Annotated in this window: 15 protein-coding genes and 1 tRNA gene; 11 read left to right on the top strand and 5 right to left on the bottom strand. The window is 45.4% G+C overall.

What is annotated here, in order from left to right; all coding sequences use genetic code 11:
- The first annotated feature begins 5 nt into the window (after positions 1-5).
- From PKF022_RS06765 to PKF022_RS06730, 8 genes are all read left to right on the top strand, one after another.
- Positions 6-464, top strand: a complete 459-nt coding sequence (locus PKF022_RS06765; RefSeq protein WP_281776324.1) for a diheme cytochrome c — start codon at positions 6-8, stop codon at positions 462-464.
- Complete coding sequence (locus tag PKF022_RS06760; protein WP_281776323.1) at positions 461-1,099, top strand: cytochrome b/b6 domain-containing protein; 639 nt, start codon at positions 461-463, stop codon at positions 1,097-1,099. The genes PKF022_RS06765 and PKF022_RS06760 overlap by 4 nt, the downstream gene beginning before the upstream one ends.
- 81 nt (positions 1,100-1,180) lie before the next feature.
- On the top strand, positions 1,181-1,534 hold the full coding sequence (locus tag PKF022_RS06755) for a hypothetical protein (RefSeq protein WP_281776322.1): 354 nt from the start codon (positions 1,181-1,183) through the stop codon (positions 1,532-1,534).
- Between the two features lie 69 nt (positions 1,535-1,603).
- A complete protein-coding gene (locus tag PKF022_RS06750) occupies positions 1,604-2,224 on the top strand; it encodes a DUF6803 family protein (protein ID WP_281776321.1) in 621 nt (206 codons plus the stop codon).
- Between the two features lie 168 nt (positions 2,225-2,392).
- Positions 2,393-2,770 (top strand): carboxymuconolactone decarboxylase family protein, encoded by a 378-nt coding sequence (locus tag PKF022_RS06745; RefSeq protein WP_281776320.1) that lies wholly within the window; start codon positions 2,393-2,395, stop codon positions 2,768-2,770.
- 108 nt (positions 2,771-2,878) lie between these two features.
- Positions 2,879-3,430, top strand: a complete 552-nt coding sequence (locus PKF022_RS06740; protein ID WP_281776319.1) for a hypothetical protein — start codon at positions 2,879-2,881, stop codon at positions 3,428-3,430.
- A gap of 245 nt (positions 3,431-3,675) precedes the next feature.
- Positions 3,676-4,005, top strand: coding sequence for an SMR family transporter (locus PKF022_RS06735; protein ID WP_281776318.1), 330 nt, complete (start codon positions 3,676-3,678; stop codon positions 4,003-4,005).
- Positions 4,006-4,031: 26 nt separating this feature from the next.
- Entirely contained in the window at positions 4,032-4,355 is a 324-nt protein-coding gene (locus PKF022_RS06730) for a hypothetical protein (protein WP_281776317.1), read from the top strand.
- Positions 4,356-4,561: 206 nt separating this feature from the next.
- Here PKF022_RS06730 and PKF022_RS06725 read toward each other — a convergent pair.
- The 3 genes from PKF022_RS06725 to tsaE form a co-directional block, all read right to left on the bottom strand.
- Positions 4,562-4,637: transfer RNA gene (locus PKF022_RS06725), tRNA-Lys, on the bottom strand.
- 87 nt (positions 4,638-4,724) lie between these two features.
- Positions 4,725-6,071 carry an N-acetylmuramoyl-L-alanine amidase gene (locus tag PKF022_RS06720; RefSeq protein ID WP_281776316.1) on the bottom strand — a complete coding sequence of 449 codons (1,347 nt, stop codon included), beginning with the start codon at positions 6,069-6,071 and terminating at the stop codon, positions 4,725-4,727.
- 17 nt (positions 6,072-6,088) lie between these two features.
- Complete coding sequence (gene tsaE, locus PKF022_RS06715) at positions 6,089-6,622, bottom strand: tRNA (adenosine(37)-N6)-threonylcarbamoyltransferase complex ATPase subunit type 1 TsaE (RefSeq protein ID WP_281776315.1); 534 nt, start codon at positions 6,620-6,622, stop codon at positions 6,089-6,091.
- A gap of 43 nt (positions 6,623-6,665) precedes the next feature.
- Between tsaE and queG the strand changes: the two genes are divergently transcribed.
- Genes queG through PKF022_RS06700 form a run of 3 tightly spaced genes read left to right on the top strand, consistent with a single transcriptional unit; the run spans position 6,666 to position 8,943 of the window.
- Positions 6,666-7,763 carry a tRNA epoxyqueuosine(34) reductase QueG gene (gene queG, locus PKF022_RS06710; protein ID WP_281776314.1) on the top strand — a complete coding sequence of 366 codons (1,098 nt, stop codon included), beginning with the start codon at positions 6,666-6,668 and terminating at the stop codon, positions 7,761-7,763.
- Between the two features lie 26 nt (positions 7,764-7,789).
- Positions 7,790-8,575: an AzlC family ABC transporter permease gene (locus tag PKF022_RS06705; RefSeq protein ID WP_281776313.1), complete on the top strand. Its 786-nt coding sequence runs from the start codon at positions 7,790-7,792 to the stop codon at positions 8,573-8,575.
- Positions 8,572-8,943 carry an AzlD domain-containing protein gene (locus PKF022_RS06700; protein ID WP_281776312.1) on the top strand — a complete coding sequence of 124 codons (372 nt, stop codon included), beginning with the start codon at positions 8,572-8,574 and terminating at the stop codon, positions 8,941-8,943. The genes PKF022_RS06705 and PKF022_RS06700 overlap by 4 nt, the downstream gene beginning before the upstream one ends.
- A 27-nt stretch (positions 8,944-8,970) precedes the next feature.
- On the opposite strand, the gene PKF022_RS06695 is transcribed toward PKF022_RS06700, so the two are convergent.
- The gene (locus PKF022_RS06695) at positions 8,971-12,051 is read right to left on the bottom strand and encodes an FAD-binding and (Fe-S)-binding domain-containing protein (RefSeq protein WP_281776311.1); all 3,081 of its coding nucleotides are present in this window, start codon (positions 12,049-12,051) and stop codon (positions 8,971-8,973) included.
- A complete protein-coding gene (locus PKF022_RS06690; protein ID WP_281776310.1) occupies positions 12,048-12,743 on the bottom strand; it encodes a GntR family transcriptional regulator in 696 nt (231 codons plus the stop codon). Before PKF022_RS06690 ends, PKF022_RS06695 begins: the two co-directional genes overlap by 4 nt.
- Between the last annotated feature and the right edge of the window lie 58 nt (positions 12,744-12,801).

Raw genomic sequence — 12,801 nt, 5'->3', positions numbered from 1 at the left:
TACCAATGAAGAAACTTTTTACGTTAATGATGGCTATTTTGGCAATTACACCAGCTATAGCAGCGAAGGTGCCCATGCCATCTGATGCGCCCAAATCCTATGAGTCTGAATGCGCTAGCTGCCATATGGCTTACCCACCAGGATTACTTGGCGAGAAGAGTTGGCAAAACGTCATTAGCGGGCTGAATAAACATTTCGGGACTGATGCAAGTCTTGACGCAAAGGACCAAAAAGAAATCTCATACTGGCTGCAGAAGAATGCCGCCACTAAACAAAAATATAACGTAGTGGCACCAGACAATCGCATTACCAAAACACCCTGGTTTATTCGTGAGCATGATGAAATCAAAGCCGATGTCTGGAAAAGGGCAGGTATTAAGAGCGCGGCCAACTGTGGAGCCTGTCACACCACAGCAGCTGAGGGTATCTTCAGTGAAAAAAGTATTTCCATTCCTGCCAAATGAGCAATAAACAATCCATCTTAGTGTGGGATGTCCCCACGCGTGTTTTTCATTGGCTATTAGTTATCTGTTTTGCTGGTGCATGGCTAACTTCTGAGAGCGAGCGCCTACAGATGATTCACTACGCATTTGGTTATTCAGCATGCGCCTTAGTGATCTTTAGAGTGGTCTGGGGTTTTATAGGCACAAGATATGCGCGCTTTACTCAATTTCTTAGAGGCCCGGCAGAAATGATGAGTCATGCTAAGGGGCTATTGAGTAGTAATTCACACAACACGGTTGGACATAATCCAGTGGGCGGCATTGTGATGGTTGGTCTTATGCTTCTGATTCTATTGATCGGTCTCACAGGCTACTTCAGTGTGAAGGAGTTTTTGGGGGATTTGATGGGTGAAGCACATGAAGCGATTGCTAGCTTAGCCTTAGTGATAGTTGTCATACACATTGCTGCTGCGATCATCATGAGCTTGCTGCAAAAAGAGAATCTAGTCAGATCAATGGTGACCGGCAAAAAACAGGGCTTACCTGAACAAGCCATTCGGTTTCCTCAGTATTTGATTGGGCTGTTGCTTATCCTGGGCTCAGCCTATTGTTTTTATGTGATTCTTACTGGAGCCGTTCCTAGTTTGACCCAGTAAGCGAGCAATAGATTTGCTATCTGCCTGGTATGGCGATATCACTCTAGCGACAGAACTACCAAATAGGCATAGAATTGAAGGATGAGAAAGATATGTATCGCTCTTTGCTTTAGCTTATTTGCCAGCTTAATTCATGCGGCAGTGATGCCTATTGAGCAACCTGTTTCTCAATCATCAGTTTCCCAAGCCCATCATCAAGTTGCTGTAGTTGATATCTCAGCACACCATTGTGATGAAGTAGCTAGCAATACATCAGATAGCAATAGTAAGTCGCCTTGTAACGGAGATAGCTATCAGTGTTGCTTGGGATTGGTCTTCATTGCGCCTATGGCAATAATGGTTCCAGTGGATTTCACTGCAAGAGCCGCCTCAAATTATTCTTCATTAGCGCTTCAGCCGATGATCAATCACATCTATAAGCCTCCAAAATCTTAAGCTATTTTTTGCATTACGCATTAGCTTGATCTGTGACATCTAGTCACACGCCTATTTTGGAGAAATACAATGAACATGACTCATTACATGGAGTTATTGGCTGTGAACCAGCCTTGGAATTTAATTATCTTTATGGCCATTCCGGTAATTTTGGCGGAGACCTTGGCTATTACAGAGTTATATCTACTGTTTACCCGCAAGTTTGATGGGGCCGTCTATTACCTCAATCGATTTGCGGGAATCGCAGTAGGCATCTACTTTATTGGCATCATTTACTACATTGTGACTAATGCCATCATTCCCATTACTAAAGCAGGTGAGTGGAGAACGATGATTGATGTCATTGCAGTATTTACTTATGTGATTGCTGGATTGCCATTAATTTGGATCGCTTTACAAGAGTTGGGGCTTGTTAATAAGTCGCTTGATCAAATGGGTAGACTCAAAATCCATGCGATATGTGTAGCTCTATTCTTGGTGTTTGGGCATATCGCTATGATTGCCGGCATGGCTGACCCTAGTATTCTTGGTTATAAGGGTGCCGAGACTCATCAAATGGGCGGATCAAAAGACTATGAGCATTGTGATCCGGCTATGCATTCTCAAATGATGGGCGATCATCAAAAAATGATGAATGGAAACATATCCTCTTCTCCGATGCCTATGGGAAACCAAAGCCATAAGCACTAATAGTTGGATGCTTCGATAGAAGTAAGGAAATGGGATTTCTCAATAAAGCCCCCGAATGCAAGTTTGGGGCTTTTTTATGACCATCATGGCTGCCCGTTTTCCGTGTAAAAGGGTTGCTTTGATTAGGGTATATTGTTTTTAAATTCATCGATAAACATAGGAGAACACATGAACCGCGAACAATTTGAAAAAGGCCTAAAAACACGCAAAGAGGTTTTGGGCGCTGAATATGTAGAGACTTCATTAAAAAATGCAGATGACTTCAATATGCCAATGCAAGAGTTGGTTACGGAGTATTGCTGGAATGAGATCTGGAATCGCCCTGGACTTGAGAGACAAACGCGCAGCTTTTTAAATTTGGCTATGATTGCCGCCTTGAATCGTCCGCACGAGCTGAAATTACATGTTCGTGGTGCCATCAATAATGGCATTACCAAGGAAGAAATTCGAGAAGTATTTATGCAGGTAGCAATTTACTGTGGTGTGCCAGCGGCTATAGATAGTTTTCGGGTGGCCAAAGAAGTATTTAAAGAGATGGGAATCTAAAGAGGGGGCGACTGGGAGCGGTATTAAATGAATTTACCAAAAATTCCCCAGAAGATATGAATCTAGGTATATTGCTAATTATTAAGTTTATTGATTGAAAGGCCGCTCATGGAAAAAATGCACTTCACTAGAATGGACCAAGGAACAGCGGCTGACTTTGAGGTCATGAAAGGGGTTCACGAAAGAACCTTGGCAAATCTTCCTGACAGACTTTATGCTTTGTTGGAAGATCTAGCCAAAGATACCGCCTATAACATTACACGTAAAGACCATTGTCTCCAAGCCGCCACCAGAGCCTTGCGTGACAACCGCGATGATGAGTATGTTGTAGTGACCCTATTCCATGATATTGCAGAGCCTTTGGCGCCATTTAATCATGGCGAGGTAATTGCTTCAATTTTGCACCCCTTTATTTCCAGAAATAATTATTGGATGCTGGTTCAGCATGGCTTATTCCAGACCTATTTTTATGGTGACAAGATTGGCGTAGATCCCAATCAACGTGATCAATATAAGTCTGATCCTGCTTATGAGCAAACGGTTGAGTTTTGCGCCAAGTATGACGAAATTTCTTTTGACCCCAATTACAAAAGTGAGCCGCTCTCTACATTTGATCCAATAGTTAGGCGGGTCTTAAAAAAACAATGGGTTGCCCCTTAAATTGAAGAAAAGAAAAAGCCACCCGAAGGTGGCTTTTGTATAACTGGTGAGTCGGGCGGGATTCGAACTCGCGACCAATAGGCTACCATTCCATGGGCTTAGCTTTGATCCCACCTTATTTACAAACATCAAGAACAATGTGCAGTTTTGAGGTCTGATTTAGTCATTTGATTCGGTTGGTCAATTAAAATCGCCCTGGTTGATTTTATAGTTTATAAAGATAGAGAGATGCTTAGGAGGCCCTAATGGTTTGGTTTTATCTTGCTATTGCCATAGCTGCAGAAGTGATGGCAACTACTGCCCTCAAATTTAGTGAAGGCTTTACTAAAATAATGCCATCCGCACTTGTGGTGGTTGGATATGGTGGGGCATTTTATTGTTTGTCTAAGGTACTCAATCAAATTCCTATCTCCATTGCTTATGCGATTTGGTCGGGCGCAGGTGTTGCGCTTGTCGGTATAGTAGGTTGGATTTGGTTAGGGCAAAAACTAGATGCAGGGGCCTTGATTGGAATTGGATTAATCATTGCTGGGGTATTGGTAATCAATATTTTTTCCCAGTCGGTAGCGCATTAATATTTTTTACCTAATTTGAGAATATCTTGAAAAATTTTCTTGAGCTTTCAGATGATCAAATCAGACAAGTGTTTGATATCTGCAGAAATTTAGGGATATGTGGCGCAGTTTTTATAGCTGCCGAGTGGGAGCTTTCTCAAATTCAATCAATATCATCTATGATTGACGTTTTTAATGCGATAGTTTTTGCGCTTCTAATCTTGGTTGGCGTTTGGTTATTTTTGATAAATCAAATCCAAGTATTCAGAAAGCTTAAAGACGGAAAAATTTTTGGGGTGAAGTTGTTATTGCTTGGCCATATCTATAACTTGGTAGCTGTTACCCTCATTGCCTCCATCTTCTTGCATTGATCCGTCGATTTTCCCCACAAACAACATGACTAAGTGTTGTGAAACGCGACACTTGCAAGTCTCATGAGATGCCCAGTCTTAACCTAGCGTCTTAGATCCCCAATAGAAGCGTCCATTAAGTTGTATATTGCGCAGCACTGAAACTACATTTGTTCGGCCTACAAAGACAAAACCCTCACTATTGCTAGTGAGGGTTTTCTTGATGCTGGTGGGTCGGGCGAGATTCGAACTCGCGACCAACGGATTAAAAGTCCGCTGCTCTACCGACTGAGCTACCGACCCAGTTAAGCCATAAATTATAGCAAGAAGTTTGTTGCTCATCCTCGGGTCTACGGGGTCTGCCCGTCAGCCCTTGTAGTTACAAGTGGCTTATGAATTTACCCGTCTGGCGACCGGTGGATTTTTGGAAAAATAGTCCTTAATTCCCCTCAAAATCGCCTCTGCGATCTTGTCCTGATAGCCGTCATCGTTTAATCGGGCTTCTTCTTGTGGATTGCTAATAAATGCCGTTTCCACGAGGATTGAGGGAATGTCAGGCGCCTTTAATACGGCAAAGCTAGCTTGTTCTACCTTGGGTTTATGTAAGGCTGCAAATCCACCAATTTGCTTCAGGATGGAGTTGCCCACCTGCAGAGAATCTTTAATTTGAGCGGTCGTCGACATATCCAGCAATAAGTTGGCTACCTGCCTATCTTGAGTCTTGATATTGATGCCACCAATCAGATCGGAGGCATTTTCTTTATTTGCCATCCAGCGCGCCGTCGTGCTACTGGCCCCCATCTGGGAAAGTGCAAATACGGAAGCGCCTCTAGCATTTCTTTCAATAAAGGCATCGGCATGAATGGAGACAAATAAATCTGCTTCAACACGTCTTGCTTTTTGTACTCTGATGTGAAGCGGCACAAAATAGTCGCCATCTCTAGTTAAGAATGGGCGCATATAAGCTTCACCCTCAATCTTGTCCTTGAGTCGCTTGGCAATCGCCAGTACGACATTCTTTTCTTTTGAACCAGCTGCGCCGATGGCGCCAGGATCTTCACCGCCATGGCCAGGATCAATTGCAATCGTGATCAAGCGCTTATATTTGGCGCCCGCTGGAGGCTCTTTAATTTCTGGAATGGCTTGCGCTACGGGTGCTGCTGGAGCTTTAGCAAGCTCTTTCTCTTTCTTAGTAGCAAATTGGGCAATGAGATCTACTTCTTCATTGGATTTTTCTAGCGCGCTCTCTTTTTTAGCACTGCTTCTTACTAAAGCCATCAAAGGGTCTGGTGGAGTAGTGGGGTACAAATCAAACACCATGCGATAGTTGTACTCAGCTACTGGATCAAGCGTAAAGAGTTGGGGCTTGATTGGTTCTTTTAAGTCAAACACCAAACGCACAATGCCTGGTTGGAATTGCCCAACGCGAACTTGAGAAATATAAGGATCGTTGGGTTTTACTTTGGCTACTAAATCTTTCAGCGTGGGATTGAGTTCCAATCCTTGTACATCTACTACCAAGCGATCAGGATTAGTCAGAATCTGCTGGGTAATGGGCAGCGGCGTGTCAGATTCCAAAGTAACGCGGGTGTAGTCCTCTGATGGCCAGACGCGGACGCCTAAAATCTTGGCACCCCAAGCAATATCAACCTCTGTGAGTAATAGAGCAAAGCTCAAGAACTTCGCTGAAGTCTTCAGTGTTTGTCTTTTCGAGAGATTGGTCTTCTGATTACTCATGTATTAATAGCAAATAACTATTGTTGAATCTCTTGTAATGCCATCTTGCCAGATTGAGTGATGGCATTGAGCGTGATAGCGCGTTCGTTTTCATCTGCACCAGCAGTAAGTTGAATCTGAATATCAAAACCTGGCAAAGTACCTTCCGCTTTTTCTGGCCATTCAATGAGGCAAATTCCAGGAACGTCAAAGTGTTCCGCAAAGCCTGCTTCTTGCCACTCCAGCGGATCTCGCATGCGATACAAATCAAAATGATGTACGGTGATCGCTTGATCTTTAAATTGCAGCGTATAAGGCTCGCATAAGGTGTAGGTAGGACTCTTCACTTTGCCTTCATGCCCCATGGCTTGAATAAGGTATCTTGCAAAGGTCGTTTTACCGGCACCAAGATCACCCTCCAGAGAAATATTTAGGTGTGAGTCTGCATGTTCAGTCAGAAAGCGCTCAAAATTAGTGGCAAGCTGCCTAGCAAGAGAAGCGGTATCGGCTTCCTGCCTACAATAGAGATTAATAGCAGTAAGCGGGGGCTGGTTGGCCTGTGTTTGAGTCATTCCCCTAGTTTATTCAATTATTGCGCTACATTCTGTATTCCATATGTCTTCATCTATCAGCCCTCAATCCATCGACGAGTCCAATCTGCGTGATTGGCTCAATACCCAGGCTATGGCGCTGGGGTTCGATGGCTTGCGCATTACTGACACCCATTTAGGTCCTGCGACCGAGCGCTTGAATGAATGGTTGGCTGAAGGTCGCCACGGTCAAATGGAATACATGCAACGTCATGCAGAATTGCGCTCTAATCCTGAGCTTTTGGTGCCCGGCACCGTGCGTGTGATTTGTGTATCTATGAACTACCTGCCACCCGAGACGGACTTTGATGCTGAGTGGCAACGATTAGAAGATCCTACGCAAGCAGTCGTATCCATGTATGCGAGGGGCCGCGACTATCACAAGGTGCTACGTAATCGCTTACAAGAATTTGCCCGGCTGATTGAAGAGCGTATCGGTAAATTGGGCTATCGAGTGTTTACGGATTCAGCGCCATTGATGGAGGTGGAGTTGGCGCGCAAAGCAGGCTTAGGCTGGCGTGGCAAACATACACTCTTACTCAATCGAGAATCGGGCTCCACGTTTTTCTTGGGCGAGATCTTAGTAGATATACCCCTACCAATAGATCAAGAGGTTGAAGAGCATTGCGGCACTTGTACTTCTTGTATCGATGTTTGTCCAACAAAAGCAATCACTGCACCTTATCAATTAGACGCCCGTCGCTGCATCTCTTATTTAACCATTGAGAATCCTGACTCTATTCCTGTGGAGTTCAGACAAGCCATGGGTAATCGCGTGTATGGCTGCGATGACTGCCAACTCATTTGTCCATGGAATAAGTTTGCCAAACGTACGGAGCTGCCAGATTTTGCAAGGCGTCACGGCTTAGGGCAGGCAACACTCTTACAGCTATGGTCTTGGACTGAATCTGAGTTTGAGCAACGCCATGAAGGTAGCGCTATTCGTCGAATTGGTTACAGCCGCTGGCGTCGCAATCTAGCGGTAGCAATAGGCAATGCTTTGGCTAGCGGAGTGGAGAAGCTTGCAATTACTGAGGCACTAAACGCCGCACTTACTACTGCCGATCCTTTAGTAGCTGAACACATTGAGTGGGCCTTAGGTCAAAATGCGCATTCAGCATAAATACTCACAAGCTTTACAATTGCTACATGTCATCTAACGACCAGCCCTATATTGACCCTAGCGAAATCGCTCTAGATGAGGCTGCGGTCCAACGCTTTAAAAACCCAAGCCATGCATTTTGGTCAGGCATTCGGGATGCGGCTGGTGCCCCTGCGATGGTGCTCTTTGCCGGCATGGTTGGCTTTGGTGCGATGGGCAAAACCAACGGCTTTGATGTTTGGTTTACTACATTTACTTCGTTTTTCATGTTCGCCTTACCAGGGCAGGTGGTCTTGCTTGAGATGGCGATCACCGGATCATCCGTTCTAGCGATTGCTTTAGCAGTTACGCTGACATCGACACGCTTTATTACGATGACGGTGACGCTCTTTCCGCAGTTTCACCAAAAAGATCGTAACCGCAGTCTCTATGCTTCGGTGCATTTATTGGCTATGACTGCATGGGCTATCTCGATGCGGGAGTTTCATGCAATTGAAATTAAGCATCGCCTCAGTTACTTTGTTGGGCTAGGACTCTTGTGTTGGTTGATCTCTGTACCTGGAACTGTATTAGGTTATTACTTAGCAGGAATGGTGCCTAAACCAGTTACTTTAGGTTTGGTGTTTATCAATCCACTATTTTTCTTGCTGACCTTTACCGAAGTAAAGCCTTGGATTAATCGCATTGCCATTCTCTTAGGCTGTATTTTTGGGCCAATCTTCTTTATGCTCGATCGCGATACTAGCTTGTTAACGGCGGGTGTAGTTGCGGGCACCTTGGCTTACTTTATCGATCGTAAGTTCTTGCGCAAAAAAGCAGGAGTACTCGGATGAACGAGGCAATGGACGCTTTAAATCACATGAGCGATGCCCTCACTGGTTGGGGTTTATGGATTGCATTGGTAGGCGCCTGTCTAGGCACTTACTTCTGCCGCGCCATTGGTGTGTTTCTGTCTCAGAGCATTAATCAAGATAGCGAGATATTCCGCTGGCTAGCAGCTGTGACCTACGCAATGGTTGCTGCACTCACAGTGCGTTTGATTGTGATGCCGCTGGGTCTCATGGCAACCGTACCTTTGTGGATACGCGTTCTGATTTGCGCCTTAGCCATTGGAGTGATGATCTCTAAGCCTACAAAACGATTGGTTCCAGCATTATTGACTGGAACTTTGTTGATGGTGGGCTACGGCGTGATTCGCTAACAACCCAAATAACACCAGCCCATCTTTTTATAGATGTGCCGCCAAAATTCTGGCGATATGCACAGCTTCTCTTTGAGTACCATCCGCAATTTGATGACGGCAGCTCGTACCATCAGCTACCACCCAGCTATCTGGTGACTTCCGAATACTAGGCAAGAGGCTTGCTTCAGCCATTTGCTTAGATACTTCAATATGCTCTGCTTCATAACCAAAGCTACCAGCCATGCCGCAGCAAGATGATTCGATAAGCTTTGGCTCTGCATTAGGAATGAGTTTGAGCAACTCCATGGCCGGAGTAACGGCAGCAAATGACTTTTGATGGCAGTGACCATGAAACAGTACAGGCTTATCCGCAGCTTTAAGTTGGATGTTGAGCTTCCCGGCTTTAGCTTCGCTCGCTAAGAACTCTTCTAGGAGTTGTGCTTTTTTAGAAACGCTGACTGCACTCTCGCCAAAGCCCATCACCAAGGCTTCATCTTTTAGAGTGAATAAGCAAGAAGGTTCTAAGCCAATAATCGGAATGTGCTTGTCTGCATAAGGTGCAAGATGATCAACCAATTCGCCAAGTGTTGCCTTGGCTTTATCAACCATGCCTACTGCAAGATAGGTTCTGCCACAGCAAAACTCTTTGGAGCATGAACTTTCTGCTTGGTTTGCTGTTTTACTTTGGTTCTTGCTGTGACTTTTATTGGGGATATGCACACGATAGCCTGCAGCCTTGAGTACCTTTAATGCTGCCTGGAGATTTTCATCCTCAAAGTAAGCATTAAATGTATCGGCTAACAGAACTACGCCCTTGCCATCGACATTGCTTGCCAACTGTTCTGGAGTGTATTGATAAGAATCTCTTGCCTTCTGGTTCCAGAAGGTTTTACTCTTCCAGGTTGGTAGGCTTCTTTGTGCAGAGATGCCCATGATCCATTCTTGTAACTTAGCAATCGGCGCAACGTGATTACGTAGATTGAGAAGACTTGGCAAAAATGGAATATTGCTAATCGTGCTGGCATATTTGGGAAGATAGGCAACTGCTAGATCTCTGAGTGAGTGGCCTACACGCTTCTTGTAAGCAGAGAGGAACTCAATCTTCATCTTGGCCATATCAACGCCAGTAGGGCACTCGCGACGACATGCTTTGCAACTCACACAAAGCTCCATCACTTCTTTAATAGCATCGCTACCTAGGGGTGAGGATTCATCTTTAATATCGAGTTGATTGGAAAGTGCAAGGCGCAGCGTATTGGCTCTGCCACGAGTGAGATGTTTCTCGTCACGAGTGACGCGGTAGCTCGGACACATGACTTCCGCGTCAAACTTACGGCAGTGACCATTGTTATTACACATCTCCACTGCTTTGGCTAAACCCATTGCAGGGTCACCGCCTGTGCCTGGTGCTGTAGTTTCTTCTGTGACAGGATCGTTTTGTACGTTCCAAGCAGACCAATCGAGTGCAGGTTGCAGTGGTATGACTTTATAGCTTGGTGGAAATCTAAAGTTGATGGGGTCATCCATCTTTGGTGGATTGACGATCTTGCCCGGATTAAATAATCCTTTGGGGTCGAATGCGTGTTTGATTTCAGCAAGGGCTTCGGTGATCTTGGGGCCAAACTGCCAAGAGATCCATTCACCACGGCATAGACCGTCACCATGCTCACCGCTATATGCACCCTTGTATTTGCGTACTAAGGCAGATGCCTCTTCAGCAACAGCACGCATCTTCTGTGCGCCATCTCTACGCATATCCAAAATAGGGCGTACATGTAATGTACCTACGGAAGCATGGGCATACCAAGTGCCACGTGAGCCATATTTAGAAAACACTTCAGTCAATGCTTGGGTGTAGTCAGCTAAACTCTCCAGGGGTACGGCGCAGTCTTCAATAAAGCTCACTGGCTTACCATCACCTTTGAGGCTCATCATGATGTTGAGACCTGCTTTGCGTACTTCCCACAAGTTCTTTTGCAGGGATGCATCAGGCATTGGCACAACAGAACCTGGTAAACCGAGATCACTCATGAGTTCTTGTAATGCTTTGAGCTTATCCAAGAGTGGCGCATGCGCTTCACCTGAAAATTCCACCAACAGAATCGCTTCAGGTGTTTTAGCGGTGTGATCCACTAATGCAGTCTCAATGGTTTTCTTGAAGCTTGGATTGCTGCGTGCCAAATCAATCATGGTGCGATCGACTAACTCAACAGCGGTAGGGCCCAATTTCACAATATGCTGGGCACTATCCATGGCCTTATAGAAGCTCGCGAAGTTCACAATGCCCAGCACCTTGTGTTGCGGCAAAGGTGCTAGCTTGAGCTTGAGCGATTTGAAGTACGCGAGAGTCCCTTCGCTACCTACTAACAAATGCGCCAAATTAACGCTACCGTCTTGGGTATAAGGCAATTCGCTTTGGGGATTGAAGATGTCGAGGTTATATCCCGCAACCCTTCTCAACACCTTCGGAAAGTGCGCTTCGATCTCAGGTGTGAGGGTATGGGCTAAGCCTTTAACAAAGTCGCCTAACTCTTTAGCAACACCAGAGCTGTTAGCGTAATTACCAAACTGAGCGACTTGGCCATTCGCTAGCCACGCATCAATCCCTAAAACGTTATGCACCATATTGCCGTAAGCAATGGAGCGACTGCCACAGGAGTTGTTGCCTGCCATACCGCCAATGGTTGCTTGGCCAGCAGTGGAGACGTCAACTGGATACCAGAGACCGTATTGCTTTAAAGAGCCATTAAGGTGATCAAGCACGATGCCGGGCTCAACTTCAACATAACCTTTATCAAGATTGAGATCTAAAACATTTCTGAAATATTTGGTGTTATCAATGACTAGTGCTGCACCAGTAGTTTGACCACATTGGCTAGTGCCACCACCACGAGGTAAGACTGGCACACCCAGTTCAGCAGCAATCTGAATGGCGCTGGAAATATCTTGCGCGGTCTTTGGCACAAATACGGCAACTGGCATGGCCTGGTAGATGGAGGCATCAGTTGCATAACGGCCACGACTCGCGCTATCGGTCATTACTTCGCCAGAAGTTTCTTGGCGCAAGCGTTTGGCTAGCTCGGCCTGATCCACCATCAGTTCTTTGAGGTCTAGAGGCTTATTCATAACTTGCTTGTCTCCGCATCTTTGATTTCTGCTTCTGATTTCAGTAGCTGCACTACAACATCGCGCTTGTTCTGTACGTGCTGAATCATGATTTTTCTCATGCGGGCAGCATCTCTAGCTTTGAGTGCATCGAGCATCTCTTGGTGCTCTTCTACAGCCTTTTCCCATTTCACGCCATCTTGGTTGGAGCGAAAGCGCAATGCTTCGATGCGCGCATTAACTTGTGTGAAGAGTCTAGAGAGCACCGGATTATTTGCTGCTTGATTAATGAGATGGTGAATACGCAGATTGAGTTTGTAATAACTCGACAAATCACGACGAGCATATGAAGCCATCATTTCGTATTGGAGGGCCTCTAACTCTGAGAGAGTGGTGTCGCTAACATTATTGGCAGCCAACTCACCAGAGAATCCTTCGAGATCGGCAATCACATCAAAAGTGTGAATCACATCCTCAAGGGTTAGCTGAACTGCAATAGCGCCACGATTGGTAATGAGTTCAACTAAGCCATCTGCAGCTAAGCGACGAATCGCCTCCCGAATAGGGGTGCGAGATACATTGAGACTTTCAGCCAACTCGCGCTCATTGAGTTTGCTGCCGGGCGCGATCTTGCCCTCGACCAAGAGTGATCTGAGCTTTTGAAAGGTGGCCTCGTGCAAATTCTGAGAATTGGGCTGTTCTATGGTTGCCATGCTGGAATCCCCTAAACCCTATATTTGTATACAAAATTAACAATAAGCCATCATAAAG

Source organism: Polynucleobacter sp. KF022, from assembly GCF_027924105.1.
Taxonomy (GTDB): Bacteria; Pseudomonadota; Gammaproteobacteria; order Burkholderiales; family Burkholderiaceae; genus Polynucleobacter.
The sequence above is the reverse complement of the archived record's forward strand: the minus strand, read 5'-3'. Positions and strand labels throughout refer to the sequence as shown.

Excerpts from the sequence above, each read along its gene's own strand:
- PKF022_RS06765 (WP_281776324.1), top strand. The coding sequence starts at position 6 with ATGAAGAAACTTTTTACGTTAATGATGGCTATTTTGGCAATTACACCA.
- PKF022_RS06760 (WP_281776323.1), top strand. The coding sequence starts at position 461 with ATGAGCAATAAACAATCCATCTTAGTGTGGGATGTCCCCACGCGTGTT.
- PKF022_RS06755 (WP_281776322.1), top strand. The coding sequence starts at position 1,181 with ATGAGAAAGATATGTATCGCTCTTTGCTTTAGCTTATTTGCCAGCTTA.
- PKF022_RS06750 (WP_281776321.1), top strand. The coding sequence starts at position 1,604 with ATGAACATGACTCATTACATGGAGTTATTGGCTGTGAACCAGCCTTGG.
- PKF022_RS06745 (WP_281776320.1), top strand. The coding sequence starts at position 2,393 with ATGAACCGCGAACAATTTGAAAAAGGCCTAAAAACACGCAAAGAGGTT.
- PKF022_RS06740 (WP_281776319.1), top strand. The coding sequence starts at position 2,879 with ATGGAAAAAATGCACTTCACTAGAATGGACCAAGGAACAGCGGCTGAC.
- PKF022_RS06735 (WP_281776318.1), top strand. The coding sequence starts at position 3,676 with ATGGTTTGGTTTTATCTTGCTATTGCCATAGCTGCAGAAGTGATGGCA.
- PKF022_RS06720 (WP_281776316.1), bottom strand. The coding sequence starts at position 6,071 with ATGAGTAATCAGAAGACCAATCTCTCGAAAAGACAAACACTGAAGACT.
- tsaE (WP_281776315.1), bottom strand. The coding sequence starts at position 6,622 with ATGACTCAAACACAGGCCAACCAGCCCCCGCTTACTGCTATTAATCTC.
- queG (WP_281776314.1), top strand. The coding sequence starts at position 6,666 with ATGTCTTCATCTATCAGCCCTCAATCCATCGACGAGTCCAATCTGCGT.
- PKF022_RS06705 (WP_281776313.1), top strand. The coding sequence starts at position 7,790 with ATGTCATCTAACGACCAGCCCTATATTGACCCTAGCGAAATCGCTCTA.
- PKF022_RS06700 (WP_281776312.1), top strand. The coding sequence starts at position 8,572 with ATGAACGAGGCAATGGACGCTTTAAATCACATGAGCGATGCCCTCACT.
- PKF022_RS06695 (WP_281776311.1), bottom strand. The coding sequence starts at position 12,051 with ATGAATAAGCCTCTAGACCTCAAAGAACTGATGGTGGATCAGGCCGAG.
- PKF022_RS06690 (WP_281776310.1), bottom strand. The coding sequence starts at position 12,743 with ATGGCAACCATAGAACAGCCCAATTCTCAGAATTTGCACGAGGCCACC.